This is a genomic window from Spirochaeta cellobiosiphila DSM 17781, assembly GCF_000426705.1.
In the GTDB taxonomy this organism is placed as follows: Bacteria; Spirochaetota; Spirochaetia; order DSM-17781; family DSM-17781; genus Spirochaeta_E; species Spirochaeta_E cellobiosiphila.
Window position 1 is genome coordinate 373,254 of record NZ_KE384554.1, and the last position, 20,424, is coordinate 393,677.

General features: G+C 36.5%; 19 protein-coding genes. 12 read left to right on the top strand and 7 right to left on the bottom strand.

What is annotated here, in order from left to right:
* Positions 1–123 precede the first annotated feature (123 nt).
* Positions 124–582: a YehS family protein gene (locus K345_RS0108485; protein WP_028973796.1), complete on the top strand. Its 459-nt coding sequence runs from the start codon at positions 124–126 to the stop codon at positions 580–582.
* A 53-nt stretch (positions 583–635) separates the two neighbouring features.
* Here K345_RS0108485 and secF read toward each other — a convergent pair whose 3' ends face one another.
* The 5 genes from secF to groL form a co-directional block, all read right to left on the bottom strand.
* On the bottom strand, positions 636–1,529 hold the full coding sequence (secF, locus tag K345_RS0108490) for a protein translocase subunit SecF (RefSeq protein WP_037571645.1): 894 nt from the start codon (positions 1,527–1,529) through the stop codon (positions 636–638).
* A complete protein-coding gene (gene secD / locus K345_RS0108495; RefSeq protein ID WP_028973798.1) occupies positions 1,526–3,274 on the bottom strand; it encodes a protein translocase subunit SecD in 1,749 nt (582 codons plus the stop codon). Before secD ends, secF begins: the two co-directional genes overlap by 4 nt.
* A gap of 20 nt (positions 3,275–3,294) precedes the next feature.
* Positions 3,295–3,639, bottom strand: a complete 345-nt coding sequence (gene yajC / locus K345_RS20340; protein ID WP_037571647.1) for a preprotein translocase subunit YajC — start codon at positions 3,637–3,639, stop codon at positions 3,295–3,297.
* 81 nt (positions 3,640–3,720) lie between these two features.
* Positions 3,721–4,014, bottom strand: coding sequence for a hypothetical protein (locus K345_RS0108505; protein WP_028973799.1), 294 nt, complete (start codon positions 4,012–4,014; stop codon positions 3,721–3,723).
* Positions 4,015–4,081: 67 nt separating this feature from the next.
* Positions 4,082–5,734 carry a chaperonin GroEL gene (gene groL, locus K345_RS0108510; protein ID WP_028973800.1) on the bottom strand — a complete coding sequence of 551 codons (1,653 nt, stop codon included), beginning with the start codon at positions 5,732–5,734 and terminating at the stop codon, positions 4,082–4,084.
* Between the two features lie 170 nt (positions 5,735–5,904).
* On the opposite strand from groL, the gene K345_RS0108515 reads away from it, so the two are divergent.
* Positions 5,905–7,509, top strand: coding sequence for a hypothetical protein (locus K345_RS0108515; protein WP_028973801.1), 1,605 nt, complete (start codon positions 5,905–5,907; stop codon positions 7,507–7,509).
* Here K345_RS0108515 and K345_RS0108520 read toward each other — a convergent pair.
* Positions 7,506–8,240: a biotin--[acetyl-CoA-carboxylase] ligase gene (locus K345_RS0108520; RefSeq protein WP_028973802.1), complete on the bottom strand. Its 735-nt coding sequence runs from the start codon at positions 8,238–8,240 to the stop codon at positions 7,506–7,508. The two genes, K345_RS0108515 and K345_RS0108520, sit on opposite strands and share 4 nt — an antisense overlap.
* 180 nt (positions 8,241–8,420) lie before the next feature.
* On the opposite strand from K345_RS0108520, the gene zwf reads away from it, so the two are divergent.
* From zwf to K345_RS20355, 10 genes are all read left to right on the top strand, one after another.
* Positions 8,421–9,908 carry a glucose-6-phosphate dehydrogenase gene (zwf, locus tag K345_RS0108525; RefSeq protein WP_028973803.1) on the top strand — a complete coding sequence of 496 codons (1,488 nt, stop codon included), beginning with the start codon at positions 8,421–8,423 and terminating at the stop codon, positions 9,906–9,908.
* Positions 9,905–10,891, top strand: a complete 987-nt coding sequence (locus K345_RS22320; RefSeq protein ID WP_028973804.1) for a glucose-6-phosphate dehydrogenase assembly protein OpcA — start codon at positions 9,905–9,907, stop codon at positions 10,889–10,891. The genes zwf and K345_RS22320 overlap by 4 nt, the downstream gene beginning before the upstream one ends.
* Positions 10,892–10,998: 107 nt before the next feature.
* On the top strand, positions 10,999–12,858 hold the full coding sequence (locus tag K345_RS0108535; protein ID WP_028973805.1) for a peptidase U32 family protein: 1,860 nt from the start codon (positions 10,999–11,001) through the stop codon (positions 12,856–12,858).
* Entirely contained in the window at positions 12,842–14,083 is a 1,242-nt protein-coding gene (locus K345_RS0108540) for an aspartate aminotransferase family protein (protein ID WP_028973806.1), read from the top strand. Before K345_RS0108535 ends, K345_RS0108540 begins: the two co-directional genes overlap by 17 nt.
* Positions 14,080–14,943 carry an ABC transporter substrate-binding protein gene (locus tag K345_RS0108545; RefSeq protein WP_028973807.1) on the top strand — a complete coding sequence of 288 codons (864 nt, stop codon included), beginning with the start codon at positions 14,080–14,082 and terminating at the stop codon, positions 14,941–14,943. The genes K345_RS0108540 and K345_RS0108545 overlap by 4 nt, the downstream gene beginning before the upstream one ends.
* 2 nt (positions 14,944–14,945) lie before the next feature.
* Positions 14,946–16,394, top strand: a complete 1,449-nt coding sequence (locus K345_RS0108550) for a menaquinone biosynthesis decarboxylase (RefSeq protein WP_028973808.1) — start codon at positions 14,946–14,948, stop codon at positions 16,392–16,394.
* Positions 16,387–17,268, top strand: coding sequence for a 4-hydroxybenzoate octaprenyltransferase (locus K345_RS0108555; RefSeq protein WP_053228162.1), 882 nt, complete (start codon positions 16,387–16,389; stop codon positions 17,266–17,268). Before K345_RS0108550 ends, K345_RS0108555 begins: the two co-directional genes overlap by 8 nt.
* Complete coding sequence (locus tag K345_RS20350) at positions 17,261–17,860, top strand: UbiX family flavin prenyltransferase (protein ID WP_037571649.1); 600 nt, start codon at positions 17,261–17,263, stop codon at positions 17,858–17,860. The genes K345_RS0108555 and K345_RS20350 overlap by 8 nt, the downstream gene beginning before the upstream one ends.
* Positions 17,854–18,597 carry an ABC transporter ATP-binding protein gene (locus K345_RS0108565; protein ID WP_028973810.1) on the top strand — a complete coding sequence of 248 codons (744 nt, stop codon included), beginning with the start codon at positions 17,854–17,856 and terminating at the stop codon, positions 18,595–18,597. Before K345_RS20350 ends, K345_RS0108565 begins: the two co-directional genes overlap by 7 nt.
* Positions 18,590–19,336, top strand: a complete 747-nt coding sequence (locus K345_RS20355; RefSeq protein ID WP_053228163.1) for an ABC transporter permease — start codon at positions 18,590–18,592, stop codon at positions 19,334–19,336. Before K345_RS0108565 ends, K345_RS20355 begins: the two co-directional genes overlap by 8 nt.
* Here the strand turns inward: K345_RS20355 and mnmA are convergent.
* On the bottom strand, positions 19,310–20,383 hold the full coding sequence (gene mnmA / locus K345_RS0108575; RefSeq protein WP_028973811.1) for a tRNA 2-thiouridine(34) synthase MnmA: 1,074 nt from the start codon (positions 20,381–20,383) through the stop codon (positions 19,310–19,312). The genes K345_RS20355 and mnmA overlap by 27 nt on opposite strands.
* Positions 20,384–20,424 lie beyond the last annotated feature (41 nt).

Here is a 20,424-nt window from a genome sequence, read left to right on the forward strand (position 1 = left end):
TTGCTTTTTTGAAGTAGCAGAACAAGAATTTAATAATTGGCCCCAAATATCAACTAATTCAATTAACTCTTTCTATACTCATAATAATATATATTTTATATTGTTATTATTTAGGAGAGTAACATGATTAACAACGATGTCTTGCGCAGACTGAGGTATGCATTAGACTATAATGACATCAAACTTGTCCAAATATGTCAGCTGTCTGGTGTAAAAATCGAAACAGAGAACATTAAAAATTATACAGCTAAAGAAACAGATTCAAACTTTGTAGAATGTCCAACCTCAGTTCTGGAAGCTTTTTTGGATGGTCTGATTGTTGAGAAAAGAGGACCTAGTGATAACAAGAATAAGAATGCATCTAATTTTTTTAATAATAATGTCATTCTTCGAAAGCTAAAGATAGCTTTTGAATATAAGGATGAGGATATTTTAAGGATTTTTAAAAACAAAGACTTTATTCTTTCAAAAAGTGAATTATCAGCTTTCTTCCGTAAAAAAGGTCACCGTAACTACAAGGAATGTGGAGACCAAGTTCTACGTAATTTTTTAAATGGACTTGTTTTAGAAATAAGGAAATAAAAAAAAGGAGCTAACCCCTATGGTTTAGCTCCTTTCTCTCATTTATATAATTATCAGGATTTTTCTACGTTCTTTTCCCCAATTAATTTTGTTAATCCCATGAATACAGGACTAGCAATAAAGATTGAAGAATAAGTACCCACAACTATTCCAATTACTAAAGCCAATGCAAAGTTCTGAATATCACCAGAGGTGAAGAAATAGATAGCTAAAACAGCAATCAAAGTCGTCAATGATGTAATAATAGTTCTACTCAAAGATTGAGTAATACTAGTATTAACAATTGTTGGAAGATCGCTATCTTTCATAATACTTCTATTCTCTCTGATTCTATCAAAAACGACAATTGTATCGTTCAAAGAATAACCAATAATCGTAAGTATTGCCGCGATTGTTGCTGTTGATACTTCCATACCTGTAGCACCAATAAATCCAATCATGATGATTAAGTCATGAAGTGTAGCAACAACAGCAGAAACAGCATAAGCTAATTTAAACCTAAACCAGATATAGATAAGAATTATAGAAAGGGTTAACACAATTAACCAAACTGTATTGGTTGTCAAACCTTGACTAAATCTAGGTCCAACATATTCTGAACCACGAATGGTAATTGAAGAAGCTCCAAATACTGAGCTTAATTCTTCACCAATCTTGGCCTTTGCCATTTCCTGAAAATTCTCTTCACCAGTGTCTTTAACACGGATCTGGAACTCATTGACCCCACCCATAGTTTGAACTTGAAGTCCTTCAAAACCACTTAGTGCAGATCTTAACTCCTCGATATTCACATCATCCTTGTCAATGACAAGTCTTTGAGTCAAACCAGCTTCAAAGTCAATACCAAGATTGAAACCACCCTTAGCGATTGTTGTACCAATACCACTGAATATGAGCACAAAGGAAAGTGATATCATAATCCATCTGATTTTTGTAAATTGAATCATTTCACCTTCCTCCAAGTTATACTAAGCTTGTTCATGTTTAGTGTTTCCAATCCAAAATCGAATATCAGTCTGGACACGAATAAGGCTGTAAACATGGAACTAATGATACCCACTGCTAATGTAAGGGCAAAACCTTGAATAGGTCCTGATCCTAGATAGGATAAGAAGACAGCAGCTATAAAAGTTGTAATATTTGAGTCCATAATCGTCCAGAAAGCTTTTTTGAATCCAGCTTCTACACTGGCAGATGCTGATTTACCTAATAGATATTCTTCCTTGATTCTCTCAAAGATAATTACATTAGCATCGACAGCCATACCAACTGTAAGAATAATACCAGCTATACCAGTAAGGGTTAGGGTTGAACCGAAGGTACTTAAAATAGCTACCATAAACACGAGATTAAGAAGCAAAGCAATATCTGCTACTAAACCAGCACCTTTGTAATAGATAAACATGAAAACAATAACAAGGACAAATCCCAAAGCTATTGCTTTGACCCCTGAGTGAATAGCATCAGCACCCAAAGAGGCCCCTACAGTCTCATAATTTTCTATGACAAGACTTACTGGTAAAGACGCAGTTTTCAAGATAATTTCTAGATCACTAGCCTCAGAGGCATTAAACCCGGAAACCTGCACAGATCCACCAGCAATAGCTTCTGTAATATTGGCTCGTGATTTAACTTTATCATCCATAACAATAGCCATAGATTTACCTGTATTCTCACTGGTTAAAGTGTAAAATAGCTCGGCCCCTTCAGGATCCAACTGAAAATTAACTGTTGGCTGAGAGGTTATAGCATTGGAACCAATTTGTACATTTGTGATATGAGAACCGTCAAGTTTATACTTATCTTCTGAATGAAGTACTATCCTACCTGAGAAAACATCCATACCATAATCATCTTTATCATACATATTAAGAACGGTAGTATTAATGGGTAATAAACCTTCTGGGAGGTCTAATTGTCCTTCTGTATCAAAAGAATCACCAGGATGTGTGGCTATATATTGTTGTAATGTAGCCGTGGCTTCAGAATCTACGATTTGAAATCGTAAAGAACCTGAATCATTTATGAAAGATTCAACAATTGAAGGATCTGGTTCTCCAGGAATATCAATAAATATACGTTCACCACCAGCTTCTCTTCGTATTTGAGGTTCTGTTAGGCCGAATTTATCAATACGGTTATTAAGGATCTCCAGAGCACCGTTCATAGCGTCTTCTCTTTGTTCATTAGTCAAAGTTTTTTTGCCTAAAGTTTTGGCTAACTTATCCATATCTGCTTTAAGTACGACACTCATACCACCAGACAAGTCCAAACCTAATTTAAGAATCTTATTTTTTTGAGACTTTAAGTTAAGGGCATAGTCTCTATAATGTCTTTCCAGTACAGTGATGATCTCATCTTTATTCTGAAAACCTTTAAAGACAGCTTCAACGGTCCAGGTCTTTGGATATTCTTGATCAGCTAGTTTATAATTATCTTTAGCTGCTTTTATCAGGAAGTCCAAATCACTACTAAGGAGAGTATCAGGAGCGTTTTTATTTTTTTTCAGCAAATCACTGAGTGTTTTTTGACTCATACCTTGTGCATAAGTTCTGATCTGATCAATTGAGCTTCCTGCTAGTGTCTGCTCATCTTCACCTGTAAAAGCATACCATTTAACCGTTGGATAGAGAAACCAAACAGCAAAAGCTATAACAAGTAAAGTGATCAAGAATCTGTTTCTTTTGTTCATTCTCTTGTTCTCCAGAATACTTATTTTTTATCTTTTTTCTTTTCTACTGGTTTAGGGGCATCTTTTACTTCGACATCAGATATAGCACCCTTAGTGAACTCTAATTTAGTATTGTCATCTACAGTAACAAGAACAGAATCTTCTTTTACCGTGTGAACGATTCCTTTGATCCCACCAATAGAAGTGACTTTGTCCCCTTTCTTAATAGCAGCAATCATCTTCTTAGTCTCTTTCTGCTTTTTGTTTTGAGGTCTAATGATCAGAAAATAAAAAACTAAGAATACAAGACCAAATGTGATCAATGTCCCCATCATCTCTGGACCAGGAGTCCCGGATGTCTGGAGTAATAGTTGGTTTAAAAACATAATAGTTACCAATCCTTAAGATTTTGCAAGTTTGAAAAAAAGTATCATGAATGCTATAGGCCGTCAAGGAAACTTGAAAGCTTAAACAATGATCGTCTTATTAATTCCCTCAGGAACAGAAAAAACTCCAAATACTTTTTTTAAAACTTCAGTATTAGGATATTTTTTTGGACTTTTACTATTGTAATAATCAAGAATCTTCTGCATGTCTTCCTGGTTGTTGTCCATGAGCGCTTTGCTAAATGCTATTTTATATAACCCTTTATCCAGAAGATCCTCTATATTGGAATTCTTGAATCGGTTCTTGGAGTTCTTATCCATGACTGCCGATCCCTCTGAGTAACCAATTGTAAAAGGAAAATCAACACCTTTCATATGTCCTCCTATAAAAAAAAGCCGGTATAAAACCGGCTTTTAAACTTTTCCGGGCTTGTCGGCCAGATTACATCATGCCGCCCATGCCACCCATTCCTCCCATACCAGGAGCACCACCCATAGGAGCAGCCTCTTCTTTTTCAGGAAGGTCTGTAATAGCACATTCTGTTGTCAAAAGCAGTCCGGATATGGAAGCTGCATTTTGTAATGCTGATCTTGTAACCTTAGCAGGATCAATGATACCAGCTTTTACCATATCTGTCCAAAGCATATTAGAGGCATCGAAACCAATACCTTTCTTTTCATTCTTGGCTTTGTCTGCAATAATAGATCCATCTAATCCAGCATTTGTTGCAATTTGTCTGATAGGTTCTTCAAGTGATCTTGTTACAATTCTGTAACCGACCAATTCTTCCTCAGTCCAACCTGCAAGATCTAAACTATCAAGAGCTTTAGCTACCTGAATAAGAGTCAAACCACCACCAGGAACTATACCTTCTTCAATGGCCGCTCTTGTAGCACTTAAAGCATCTTCTACTCTATGCTTCTTTTCTTTGAGTTCAACTTCAGTTGGGGCTCCAACATTAATTACGGCAACTCCACCAGCAAGCTTAGCTAATCTTTCTTGAAGTTTCTCTCTATCATAATCAGAACTGGTTTCTTCGATCTGAGCTTTAATCTGTCCAATTCTTTCTTTGATATCCTTGGCAGACCCTTCTCCATTTATGATAGTAGTATTTTCCTTTTCAACCTTAACCATCTTTGCTTGTCCAAGCTGAGCAATCTCGGCATTTTCTAATTTAAGGCCAACTTCTTCAGAGATAACTTCTCCACCAGTTAGGACTGCAATATCTTCCAACATAGCTTTACGTCGGTCACCAAAACCTGGAGCCTTTACTGCACAAACATTCAAAGTTCCTCTTAATGTGTTTACAACAAGAGTCGCCAGAGCTTCGCCCTCAACATCTTCTGCTATAATCAATAAAGGTTTTGAAGCCTGTGCTACTTTTTCTAAGATTGGAAGAAGATCTTTCATGTTTGAAATCTTCTTATCAAAAATTAGAATGTAAGGACTATCTAATACAGCAGTCATCGTATCACGGTTACTAGCAAAGTATGGTGATACATAACCACGGTCAAATTGCATACCTTCAACAAAGTCAGTTGTGGTTTCGATTGTTTTAGATTCTTCAACAGTGATTACACCATCTTTTCCAACCTTTTCCATTGCATGGGCAATCTCATCACCAATAACTCTGTCGTTGTTTGCAGATATTGTTGCTACCTGAGAGATCTCTTCTTTATCTTTAATCTCTTTGGCAAGCTTACCAATTTCTTCAACGGCTGCTTCAACGGTTCTATCAATACCACGTTTAATTCCCATAGGATTGATACCTGCTGCTACGCTTTTAAGACCTTCTCGTGCAATAGAGTAAGCAAGAACTGTGGCAGTTGTCGTACCGTCTCCAGCAACATCATTAGTCTTAATGGAAACTTCTTTAAGAAGTTGAGCACCCATATTTTCATAGGGGTCTTCTAATTCAATCTCACGTGCAACGGAAACTCCGTCTTTAGTTACTGTTGGGGCACCGAATTTCTTGTCTAGTAAAACATTTCGTCCCTTAGGTCCCAAAGTAACCTTAACAGCGTTGGACAGCTTTTCAACGCCGCGAAGAAGGTTTCGTCGAGCTTCTTCTTCAAACATCAACTGTTTAGCCATCTTTTCTCCCTTATTGATAAAAGATTTTAAAAGTTTATTTATTTCATAGTAACATATAATGGACGTTTGTCCGGAACACAAGATACTAATTCTTTTACCAATCATCAAGACCTATAAGATAAAAACTAATAACCTTGACTAGGGACTAAAATAATGAGAAAAGTATATTTATGACACAAGTAAAAGAATCCCAACTACTGATAGATCTTCGCTTTCTACCGGGTAATTATAAAAACATTGAATATCTGGGTAAGTTTATACAGTATATAGAATCATCAGAGTACTCTGGATCTTTTTATTGGTTGTTTACAGGGTTATCACTATTAGAATTAAAATCTACTATGGATAATAAGGACTTTTCCACTCTATATAAGCGTATTATCGATTCCCCCTTTTACCTTGCAGGTTATTCAGGGAGTAATCTATCTTATTTATCAAAAGAAGAGAGAATTATTGAAACCCAGAGAGGTATTGAAGTCTGTGAAGCACTGCAAATGCCTGCTATTAAAGGTTTGATTCTTGAAACACATAAAAATTACAACACAAAAGAGTGGAATGTTAAAACCCCTATCTATTTCTTAAATTCTCAAGAGAGTAAAGAAGCAGTGGGAACTATAGAGATTAATAAAAAATACTATTATCATGTGCACATTGATCCTAATGATATAAGCAAGGTCCTAGATAAGAAGAGATGGTCAAGATCTACAATATTTTATTGTTTATCACCACGGGATATATCTCTAACAGATGATTTACCAAGTTTTAACCTCCTTCCCTCTTCAAACTTAGTACCCTTATCCTCAAAAACTTTAAAAAAGGGAGTTCCCTCCTTAAGCCCAGCCAGCAAAGCTCCCTATTTCCAACCATATGAAGACAGCCTACAGAATGGGGGCGATTCAAAATTAGTCAACATACATAAAGGATTAAGAAAATATTACTTCCCAAAACAAAACCCGCATAAAATACCTGAGGGTATGGTGGGAGGAATACCTGATAGAGATTTGTCTTTCAACATGCAAGGGAGTACACAATTCCAATTAGCAACTGAGTTTGTCCATTTTGTTGATGGAAGATTATCAAAAGTAAGCTTTCCTCCTACGAGCTATACAAGTTTAGGTCCAATTAGCTCATATATTAAAACAGAACAGGGAGTCCAAAATTTTCATACAAGAAGTAGTTTTTCTATAACAGGGGATAATTATTGGGGGATGAGAGAAGTCCTTGATTTAGAAACAAACACCTCCAAGGCAAAGCTTATTATTGAGTATTTATCTTTTGTAGAATTTCCTCATTTATTCATCAGCTACACAGTAAGTTACCCGCCCAGCTTCAAAGGGCGAATAGATACCTTAGCGCCTATTGAGTTACCACTCATTCCTTTGAACAGATTTGTTCCTGTCATAGCTCAAACGGGAGATACTACTGGGATAGGTGGTAAAGAAAAAATTGATCCGGTAAAGGGATCGATTCTTTGGGGCAATGCCTTTAATTTTAATTCAGGCCAACAACATATATCATTAATCTTCCCGAACTTAGGAGGACAAAACATTGTCCCCATCACTTTGGGCACAACACGAATTAGTGGCAAGAAATACTTAACAGCCTTTCCTGGAGGAAGCACAACAACTATTAGTGGATCAAATATTGAAGGCTGGGAAGAACATCTTAGTTTCTACATTAAATGGGAACGCCATTTACAACCAGATAGTTATAAGATACCAGAAACGGTCAAAAAAGAAATCATACCTCCCTATTCCCGCCAAAAAGCCTATTAACGATGAAAGGATATTTCACCTGAGTAATAAACCTTCTCCCTTCCTGAGCATTCCAGTACTAATCCACCATCAGGATTTACACCTCTGATAATACCTTCTGTTGAGCGAGTTGAGACTCCTGCTGTAAAAGTAACTTGGTGATTGAGACCCCATAGGGATTCGGCAAATTTCTTAATATCGAAATCATAGTGATCTTTTTGATAGAACAGGTAATCTTCTAATATATTGTGCGTATTACGCTCTAATCCATCAATAAGCTTTAGACTAGTAGATTTATTCTCCAAAGAACTAGGCCAGGAGGTTTGGTTAACATTAAGACCAATGCCTATGATATAACGATTCTTATACTTTTGACATAGGATGCCGGATATCTTTCGATTCTCATACAAAATATCATTGGGCCATTTAATATACAGTTCTTTCCTAACGATATTCTGAAGGACTGCTTTTAGGTTAAAAGCGACCCATAAAGGGATTAATTGGGAAGATAATACTAACTGTGATTCAGATATAGTTTGTGTAAACAATAGGTTCATCCCCTCCCTGCTATCCCAAACACGTCCACTACCACGACCAACACCATTTGATTGATAAGCTGTTACAAGACAAAAATCTGAATTATCACCAGAGCCTATGAGTATACGGGCATCATCCATAGTCGAACCAGTATTATCTATATACCAGACATCATCAAAAAGTTGCCTATATCCCAAATCGGAAAAATTAGCCATATTACAAACCTAGAGGTCTTTTATTTCGATGTGTGATTCAGGATAATACCTAATAAATCACATTACGATAGGCATATTTTATATGCATTGTATCTTTTTTTTGCAATACTAATGGCCCTTTAGCTAAGTTACTTAGAGATTTTAATTGATTTTTTATTCAGCTATTCATATTGTTAATTTATGAATAATAATCCACTTTTATCAGGTTTAGAATTTACAAAGGAAACAGGATCCTTTTCTTTGGTAATCTTTGGAGTAACAGGAGACCTAACAAGAAGGAAACTAATACCTGCCTTATTTAATCTTTTTATTGAGGGAAGAATCAATCAATTTAAGATAATAGGCTTCGCCAGAAGAACCTGGACAGATGAAACTTTCAGAGATGAAGGTAGAAAAATGCTATCTGGCGGCAAATTTGACTCCATATCTTCTGATAAAAAGGAAGCTTTCCTAAGCCGTTTAGAATATATTTCCAGTAATTTTGAAGATCCCAAAGGATATAAGGAATTGCTTAACAAAATAAACGGTTTTGGAGGGACTCTCTACTATTTATCAACACCACCGACTTCCTACGAAGCGATTATAGAAAACTTGGGAAAGAATGGCTTAGCCAATCCTGACACAGCTTATGCGCGTATCATTATAGAAAAACCTTTTGGCAGGGATCTGGCCACAGCCAAAAAGCTAAATACCCATTTGAGCACTTATTTTGAAGAAAAACAAATATATAGAATAGACCATTACCTAGGGAAGGAAACGGTTCAGAACTTACTGATCTTCCGATTTGGGAATAGTATATTTGAACCATTATGGAACAATAAACACATTGACCATATTCAAATAACAGTATCCGAAGGAATCGGTGTGGGGACAAGGGCTAATTACTTTGAAAAATCAGGAATATTGAGGGATATGGTTCAAAACCACATCTTTCAATTATTAACATTGATTGCCATGGAACCACCAGCAGATCTTAACCCCGACTCTATTCGTGATGAAAAGGTCAAAGTGCTACGTTCACTAAAGCCAATAACATCAAAAGAAGTTGGTCAGTACACACGAAGAGCGCAATATAATAGAGGTATTGTAGAGGGAGAAGAAGTCAAATCTTATAAGGAAGAAGAAGGTGTAGACCCAAAGTCATTAACGGAAACATATGTGGCCCTTAAGGTGTTTATAGAAAACTGGCGCTGGGCGGGTGTTCCTATCTACATAAGAACAGGAAAAAGACTATCTCGTAAATTAACAGAAATATCCATACACTTTAAAAATCCTCCTCACCAAATATTCCCCAACAGCCATCCCTCTCTCAATGCGAACACTCTGATACTTCACATTCAACCGGAAGAGGGAATCACATTCAATATCAATGCAAAGATTCCAGGCCTATCAACTTCTATGAGAAGAGTAAATATGGATTTTGCTTATGGTAATGCATTTGGTGAACAAACTCCTGAAGCATATCAAAGACTATTGCTAGATGCCATAACCGGTGATCCAAGCCTTTATACAAGAAGGGATGAAATAGAAACCTCCTGGTCTTACATTACACGAATCATCAATGGCTGGATTAATGAAAATCCACCTATGTATAGTTACAGGTCAGGTAGTGCCGGACCGGAAGAAAGCAATGACCTAATGGAAAAAGGTAAATGGAGAAGACTATGAATCTAATACCTAATGCTTCTTTTGTTGAAAAAGAACTGAATAAAATACAGAGAGAACAAGCCCCTAATGACTCAAGAAATAGTCTATTCAATATTGTTATTTTCTCAAAACATGGAACAATTAGCAGATCAGAAGAGGCCTTGTCATCTTTATTAGGTAAACGTCCCGCACGTATTATACATATTTATCTGGGCACTCCAGGAAAAACAAGAACCGAAATAAGTGCCCATTGTATTGAAGATTTTGAACATAGAGGTGTTTGTTTTCAGGAAGTATCCATTTATTCCGGCACGGACAAGACAGGAGAAGATCCAGGAGCATGGACGCCTTTATTGATAAGGGATATACCTACCTTTTTATGGTGGGATGATGGATTCAAACATTTTCCTGAATTATTGACTCAATCTGAAAACTTTGCAGATAAACTAATCATAGACTCACAGATGGCTGATCTTGCCTTACTTGGAGAAATATCAGGCAAAATTGAAGAATACAATCTTTGCTTAACAGATATAAGCTGGCAATATCTAATTCCCTTCATACGATTAACAGCAAGACTGTTCAACCCAGAAGATGATCTTGATAATCTATATCATATAAAATCAATAAATCTTCAAGGATTTTCTCAAAGCCAGGTATATCTCTTTTTAGGCTGGATGGGGTCAAAGCTTAATTGGACCTTTCTTCAAAATAATGAGAATGATATTCAAGTGGAAGTTGGTAATAAAAAGCTTATATTAACATGGACTAAAGGTAGTAATAAGCAAATCGACTTTTGTACTACGACAGAGTATACCTATTCCATTATCTCTGATGATAAAAAAGAACTTGTTAATCTGATTAGGGGTAATAAATCTTCTTATCAAGTTAGCAACCCCTCCATTTCTATAGGATCTATTATCTTACAAGAAGTGGATAAGATGTATTCAGACAGAATCTATAATGAATCCCTAGAATGGCTAAAATTGAATAATAATATCTAAGCGATACCCCCTGTCCAACGATGGGGGTTATTGTACAAAAGAGAACCCTTAATTGGCATTAATTATGACCTTTTATGAAAGTTATTTTTGGTCTATACTCCTCAGTCATGAGTAGGAAATGGAACGATCGTGATTTGGAATTACTTGCTCCTGCCGGAACATTTGAAATCTTCAAATCTGTAATTACTTCAAAATGTGATGCTGTCTATCTAGGTGGCCAACACTTGAACATGCGTATGATTAGGAAAGGATATAACCTTACTAATCAGGAATTAAAAGATGCTATTAACATAGCTAATGATCATAACAAAAAAATTTATATTACATTAAATAGTCTTATAGACCCTGAAGAAGTAAATGAGGCACTTGATTACCTCGATTATCTAGACACGATTAAGCCTCATGGTTTAATCATTCAAGATTTAGGGCTTCTTCAACTTATACAGGAAAGACAAATAACAATACCTCTACACAGTTCAGTTATGATGAATGTTCATAACTTAACCATGGTAGATTTCTTATCCAGAAGGGGAATATCTAAAGTCGTTTTATCAAGAGAAATGACTCTTGATGAAGTCAGATATATTCATTGTAATAGTGATGTTGAACTAGAATACTTTACCCATGGAGACATGTGTGTTGCCCATGGAGCCCAGTGTTTGTATAGCTCTTTTGTTTTTGGAATGTCTTCTAATCGGGGACGATGTTTGAAACCGTGTCGATGGCCATATCAAATAAAAGGAGTGACAGAGGCCCCTCCTTATCCTTTGGCTGTTAAAGATATGAATATGTATCAACATTTGGGAGATATGATACTGGCAGGGGTAACGTCCTTCAAAATAGAAGGAAGGATGAGGGAAAAAGATTTTATTGTAAGTTTAGTCAATAAATATGGAGACGCATTAGATCAATTCCTTGAGGATCCTTTATATAGAAGAGTAGATAATCTTGACGAGTTCAAGAAAAGAGACTTTTCTACGGGATACGCCTATGGAAAACCAGGAATATCAAATATTAATACCCTAGGTGAAGGATCTGGAAAGTTTTACTCAACAGGTAAAATGTTTAGTACACCTACAGCTGAAAAAGAAATAGATTTAAACGTGGATAATTTTGCTGCATATTCAATTTTTAATATTAAGCGACAGGACTACCATTTAAATGTTAAGGTTAATTCCATTGACCAAGCTGTAGTTGCATCAAAAGCGGGAGCTGATCGAGTTATATTAACCCTCGAACCTTTAGCACCCGCACAATTACCTTCTATCAATGACATAGAAAACTTAGCCAACAGGATAGGAGATAAAACAGATTTATACCTAGCCCTGCCTCGAATGACTAAAGATAAAGATGATCTTCTTTTTAAAAACTATTTTGCTAAAAATATTTCTGTAAAAGGTATTTACATTAATCATGTAGGATGTTTGGAATATTTAGATAACCAACAATATGATCTAGCAGGTGATACTGGTCTTAATACCTATAACCACTTATCTCTTAAATACTTGAAAAGTTGTGGTGTTAGCCTTGCCAATCTATCTATAGAAATGCCCTTTTCTAGCTTTCATACTTTAGCAAAAATAAATATCTATAACCCGGATTATGCAACACCTGAGATTATGATACATGGTAGACCCACTATGATGTATATGGAACATGATATAAGTTCAACGGAAGCAGATGACATAGAACTAGTCACAGAAGCAGAATCATTACATGTAAAGAAGGATATTTGGAACCGCTATCATATGTTATCTGCCAAAGATTATACCCTACTCCCCAGAATATCGGAATTGCTACAATCAGGATACAGAGAGTTTCGTTTAGAATTACAAGATTATGATATCAGTGAAACATCTCAACTGTTATACCAGATACAGGACCTAATTCAAAATCAAAAGAATATGAAACAGATATTGATGTCTATTTCACAAAAGAGAGGACTTACCTATGGCGCTCAGCGATAGATCAAATACTTACCTGGGACCAGAAGGAATACTGGGCAAAAAAAATGAGTATCTATTACCCTGTTCCTTTCATTTTTATAAGAACCCTCCCCAACTAGTAAAAGGTAAAGGGACAAGACTATGGGATCATAATGATAAGGAGTATATTGACTTTTTTGGTGGTGTTTCTGTTATGTCCTGCGGACATTGTAATGATGATATTAATGAAGAGGTTATAAACCAAATCCAACAGTTACAACATACAACATCCATATATTTAACAGAACCAGTTGTTAATCTGGCAGAAGAATTAAGCCATGTTCTTCCTGGGAGCATCAAACGAAGTTTTTTCTGTAATTCTGGGTCAGAAGCCAATGATGGGGCCATGACTTTGGCTCGTATGTATACAGGAAAAGAAGCTTTTGTCGCACTTAAAGGTAGTTTACATGGAAGAACCTATCTCACTTCAGGAATCACAGAAATACCAATGTGGCGAACAGATCCTTTTTTGAATCATTTACCAATGTATTTTGTTGAGAATAGGAAGGAATTAGAAGAAGTACTAGAAGAACATTCTCAATCTATTGCTGGATTCATTTTTGAGCCTATACAAGGTAATGGGGGAATTAAAACACTAGAGCATTCTTTTATTTCTGAATTAATTCCCTTACTACACAAGCATAAAGTTCTTGCCATTGCTGATGAAATCCAAACTGGTTTTGGAAGAACAGGTTATATGTTTGCATCAGAACATTATGGAATAATTCCAGATATAATCACTGGAGCCAAAGCATTGGGTAACGGATTTCCTATTGGTTTTTTTGCAACAACAGATGGGATAGGTCATTGTTTTACAAAACCATCTGCTTCAACATTAGGGGGAAACCCCGTATCAGCGACTGCTGGATTAGCCGTTTTAAAATACATCAAAAAAGAGAACTTAACCAATAAGGCTAAAGAATTAGGTCAATATTTAAAAGCTCGATTAACAACACTGGCATCAGAATATCAATGGATTAAAGAAGTAAGAGGTTTTGGCTTAATGTTAGGAGTAGAAATTCAACATGAACAAGCCCCGGAAGTGACTGATTTAATCCTGGAATCAATGAAAGACAAAGGATTTCTTATTGGTAAAAATGGTTTAAACAGAAATGTTTTAGCCTTTCAACCACCTTTAGTTATAACAAAGAAAGAAATAGATATGATGCTTACCTCACTTAATGAAACATTCAAGGAGATCCTATGAAAAGATACCTAACATTAATCCTGATTACTATTTGTATTATTCCAGTACTCTTCGGTTCTGGTCAAAAACAGGAAAAGGACAAAGATACATATAAAGTTAGAATAGGTGTAATGCCAGATGCAGGGAATTTACCATTATTACTCATGGACCATGTTGAAATAGTACCTTTTATGAGTGCCAAAGAAAGGGATGTAGCTCTTATGGCTGGACAAATAGACGGAATATCTGGTGATTTAGTAGGTCTATTACAGTTTTGGAAAAATGGAAACAACCTAAAAGTACTAACCACCACCACAAGTCGATTTATGATTGTTGCAGCAAAAGGATATAGCTCAAGTATTACGACCCCTGATATTGGTATCTCTGAGAACACTGTCATAGAATTTATGGTGGATGCCTTATGGCCTGATGGGAGTTTTAATAAACTAGGAATACCTCAAGTCCCTGTCAGAATGGAAATGCTCAAAAATAACAAACTTCCCTTAGCCTGTTTAACAGAAGGGATGGCATGGCCATTGCTTGAAGAAGGATACACCATAATTAAAGATCAACAAAATACGGACTTAACACCGGCAGTACTAGCCTTAAGCCCAGCATATTTATCAAAGAATGAAAAAGTCGTATCAATATTAAAGGACGAATGGAATAATGCAGTTAATGAGATTAACACGAATCCAGATCAATATCGTCACACTTTAATTGAGCAAGTACGTTTGCCAGCGTCTTCCAATTATCCTATGCCTCAATACAAAACAATTACTCTACCTAATAAGAAAACCTTTGATCTCGTTAAATCCTGGATGATTGACAAATATGGTAATGATATAGACGTTACTTACAATGAAGTGGTAATAAAATAATTATGGCCTACAAAAACCTACAATCTTTTATTGATGAATTGGATAAAAGAGGTGAACTCAAAAGAATCAAAAAAGAAGTGAGTCCTCACCTTGAAATAACAGAAATTGTTGACAGGGTCAGTAAAAAGTATGGCCCCGCCCTACTCTTTGAGAACGTAAAAGGATCTGACTATCCTGTTTTGATCAATGCCTTTGGTACTTATGAAAGAATGGCTTTAGCTCTTGGTAGTGAGTCCATTGATACAAAAGCGAAGGAATTGGAAGATTTGATCGATTGGGGATTCTCTCAAATGGTCAAATTAGATATTGGAAGTTTCTTTCCAAAAGCAAAATGGGCTCGTTTATTCTTTCCCAGTAAGGTGTTAAAAGCTCCTTGTCAGCAAATCATCAATCACAATCCTGATTTGAACCAACTACCTGTTCTTACTTGTTGGCCAGGAGATGGAGGCCCGTTCTTTACTCTTCCCCTCGTTATTACAAAAGATCCGGAGACAGGATCTCAAAATATGGGAATGTATCGTATGCAAGTGTATGATAGTACAACAACTGGCATGCATTGGCATCTTCATAAGGATGGAGCCCACTATTATCAAAAATACAAGAAGAAAGGGGACGTAATGCCTGTATCTGTTGTATTAGGAGACGATCCAGCTGTTACCTATTCAGCGACAGCTCCCCTTCCTGAGGGTATTTCAGAACTTTTTTTTGCAGGATATCTGAGGGGTAAACCAGTAGAAACAGTTAAATGCATTACCAATGACCTTTTAGTTCCTGCGAATGCGGAATTCGTACTGGAAGGCTATGTAGATCCAAACGAACCATTAAAGACTGAAGGGCCCTTTGGTGATCATACTGGATATTATTCCTTACAAGATCAATATCCAGTTTTTCATGTTACTTGTATTACTCATAGAAAAAACCCTGTATTTCCCGCCACTGTAGTAGGACAACCTCCAATGGAAGATTGTTATATGGCCAAAGCTACAGAAAGACTTTTTCTTCCATTACTGAAGAAGATGTTACCAGAAATAGTCGATATGAACCTACCATTAGAAGGTGTTTTTCATAACTGTGCTATCCTGTCCATTCGCAAAAGGTATGCTGGACATGTGCATAAAGTGTTATACGCCCTCTGGGGTCTAGGTCAAATGATGTACACCAAAATGATTATCATTGTAGACCATGATGTTGATGTTCAAGATCTTAGCAAAGTTATGTGGAAAGTATTTAACAATATAGACGGATCTAGAGATCTTATTTTATCAGAAGGACCATTGGATGCCCTTGATCATGCTTCTCCTAGATCCAGATTTGGAACAAGGATAGGAATTGATGCCACGAAGAAAGGCCCTTTAGATAATCACCACAGACCTTGGCCTGATGACATTGTTATGTCGGAAGAGGTAAAAAACAAAATTGATTCAATTTGGAAGGAATTAGAACTTGATTAGACAATCTCTAAGAGGAATGAAAAACATAGGCTCTGCTGTCATGATAGAACATACTCTTTTTTCTCTCCCTCTAGCCATTTCAGCTTTTTTATTAGAAACAGCAGGTCATCCACCAATAGCTAAAGTTATTTGGATATTGCTCGCTGTCTTTGGGGCACGCAATGCCGCCAATGCTCTCAATCGTCTCATCGACAGACATATTGATGAAGAAAATCCCCGTACAGCCACAAGGGATCTCCCAACTGGAAAAGTAAAACCTTACCAATTATGGATATTCACAATCCTATGCCTAATGATTTTCTTATTGGCAGCCTATAAATTAAATCCCCTATGCCTAATTCTAGTGCCAGTAGCGTTTATCTTAATATTTGGATATTCTTACACGAAACGTTTCACTTTTCTTTGTCATTATTGGTTGGGAGTTACTACTTCTGTAGCTGTCATGGGTAGTTTTTTGGCTATATCAGGATCTTTTGCCTGGGAATACTTCCCTCTTACCATAGGTGCTGCCCTATGGGTTGCGGGGTTTGATATTATTTATGCTACTCAGGATATTGAACATGACAGGACAGTAGGACTTCATTCTATTCCCTCACGATTTGGAAAAAATGGAGCTTTGTACATTGCCGGCCTGTCTCATATGGTGACAATTCTTGCCTTTATTCTTAACGGATATCTATATCAATTACATGAACTATATTATATAGGAGTAACAATCTCCGGAATAATTCTAGTAATGGAACATGTTATAGCATGGAAAGGCAATGTTAAATGGATACCTCTAGCTAGCTATCACCTAAATCAATTGCTTTCCCCCTTATTTATGATTTTCACTATTCTTGATATTTATCTATTGGGAAATCTGAATGGTTGAGAGCAAACCCTTTATTATAGCTATAACGGGAGCATCAGGGTCCCTCTATGGGATTAGAATGATCCAGGAATTGATCAAACATAATCGAACTGTATACACACTAATCACAGACTCAGCTAAACAAGTTATTCCCTTTGAAACGGGAAAATCCTGGGAGCAATGGTACAGTGAATTCAATCAGAATAATGAATATGTCCAGGATATCCCGCTGAACAATATCTATCACAAGATTGCAAGCGGGTCCTATTCCACAGAGGCAATGATTATTTCTCCCTGTAGTATGGGAACATTAGGTCGTATTGCCTCAGGAATATCTTCCAATCTATTAGAAAGAGCTGCAGATGTTACCCTTAAAGAGAAAAGATCTCTTATTCTTATGGCAAGAGAAACACCTTTGAATCGAATTCATATACAAAATATGTTAACTATCAATGAAGCAGGAGGGATTATATTCCCACCAACTCCGGCGTTTTATGCAAAACCACAAACCATTGAGGAGCTAGTCCAGGCCACGGTTTGCAGAGTCTTACAACTTGCCGGACTAGAAATAAATAACCCCTATAGCTGGCAACCCGATGAGAGAGAATGGTAGAACTACAAGACTTATCCCTCACCTATAACAAAGGAAAAACAAAAATATTCCACGCTCTGAATTACCAATTTAAGGCCAACAAGATTCATATCCTCATTGGACGATCAGGATGTGGAAAATCAAGTTTGCTCTATTTATTGGCAGGTTTAAAACGGCCACAAGAGGGACAGATAAAAATAGAAGGTCAAGAGGCTCAGGCAGGTCGAAAAGATATAAGTATCATATTACAAGAATTTGGATTATTTCCTTGGAAGACAGCCTATGATAACCTGCTCTTGGGACTAAAACTAAGAGGAATTAAAAAAGAAGTATGCCAGGACAAGATCAATAAAATATTGAAGCTTTTAAATCTATCAGGCAGGGAAAATTCCTATCCTCACCAATTGTCTGGAGGTGAACAACAACGCCTAGCTATAGGAAGAGCTGTTATTTTAGACCCTACACTCTTACTTTTAGACGAACCGTTTTCGTCTTTAGACGCTATGATCAGAGAATCTATGCAAGACTTACTCCTCATTCTACAAAACCAAATGAATAGACCCACTATCATCATGGTAACACATAGCATTGAAGAGGCTGTATTTTTAGCTGACTATATTCATATTATGGATAACGAGGGTCAGCTTCACTCCCTACCTAATCATCCAGAAGGAAAGGACTACAGACTAAAAGAGCAATACTTCAATCAATGTGTCAGAATCAGAGAAGAGCTGGAAAGGAGAAGTATGAATGTTTAGGAAATTAGCCTCTCTCTTTATCTTACTCCTACTCTGGTTCGGTGTTAGTTATAACCTTAGTTTAAATTTCTTCCCCTCTCCTATAGACGTTCTGCATATACTGGTAAATCCCAAAATATTTTATACCATAGTCACAAATGTTTTTATCTCTTTAGGAAGGGTTGTAACCGCCTTGATATGTGCTTTCACACCAGCCATGGTATTGTCCATATTAACAAGTCGAAGCACTAAATTAAGCCAATTATTCAATCCAATAATATATATGTTATTTCCTGTACCGAAGATTGCCTTACTACCGATTATTCTGTTATTTCTTGGATTGGGGAACTTATCAAAAATATTTTTAGTCGCACTTATTGTGTTTTTTCAATTCTACATAACCATATCAGATGGTATTCGCCATATTGACAAAAAGTATTTTGAGTCCTTTTCTAGTTTAGGAGGTTCCACAGTACAAAGTATAATTCATATCATCCTACCAGCTTCTCTCCCAAGGGTTTTCTCAACACTTCGCCTAACAATGGGAACAAGTATAGCTGTATTATTTATGACAGAAACCTATGCCTCCAGAAGTGGCATAGGCTGGTATATAATGGATGCCTGGTCCCGCTTTTCTTATATAGAAATGTATGCAGGAATAGTATTTTTAGGTTTAACAGGGTTCCTACTTGTAGAACTTATTAACGTAGGGGAATACTTTTGTTGTCCATGGTTACGCAACAATAATTCCTCCGCCTAATAAATATTCACCATCATAGAAAACAGCTGACTGTCCGGGTGTAACAGAGGCAGGTTTTTCAAGAATGACATGATACGTATCGTCACCTACTTTCTCAACAGAACAGGGCACATCTTTGCTTTGATAACGGATTTTGACAGACCCACTAAAGCTTTCCTTTTCATCATGGAAGAACCAGTTAGTATCATTAATGGTGAACTCTCTTTTACCTAATTCTTCCTGACGTCCAACGATAATATGATTCGACTTAGCTCTGATCTCTGTAACATACCAGGGTCCATTACCTAAACCAAGGCCCTTACGTTGACCTATTGTGTAGTGGATATATCCTTTATGCTGTCCCAATGCATTGCCATTTGTGTCCATGATAATTCCAGGAACGCTTAAATCGTCTCTTCCTGTATATTCTGTTAGAAAATCCGAGTACTCACCACCATCAAGAAAACAAGCATCTTGACTTTCTCTTGCAGAAGCAGATGGCATTTTTTCCTCTCTAGCAATACTTACCACTTCCGCTTTTGTCATATCCCCCAAAGGAAAAACCATCTTTTCTAATATTTTCTTTGGAATACGATAAAGCATATATGTTTGATCCTTTAAGGTATCCTTTGCTCTTTTAAGAAAATAACCATCTTCCGTCTTTTCCGTTTTAACATAATGCCCAGTAGCAAAATACAAATCATCCCCTTCAGATAATCTCCCTTCTTCTCTTAGCCTCTCTTTTAATGTTTCATAAAAAAGACTAAACCGAATACGTTCATTACAACGCACACAAGGATTTGGTGTCTGTCCCATCAAATAAGTATTTGAAAAATCATCAACAACTTTAACTTTAAATTGAGGTGATAAATCTAATTTATAATAGGGAATATCATTAATTTTACACAAGTATCTTGCTCTGTTTAGTGTTTCCACTGTGCAGCAACGGGAATCTTTCCATATATAATGACTGGCACCAACTATTTGTGACCAATCTTTTTTGAGTAGTTGTAAGGCAACACTAGAATCAACCCCACCGCTTAAAGCGACAGCTAGAACCTTAGCCATTGAGAACTCCTTATATTGACAATCAATTTGCTAAGGTAATC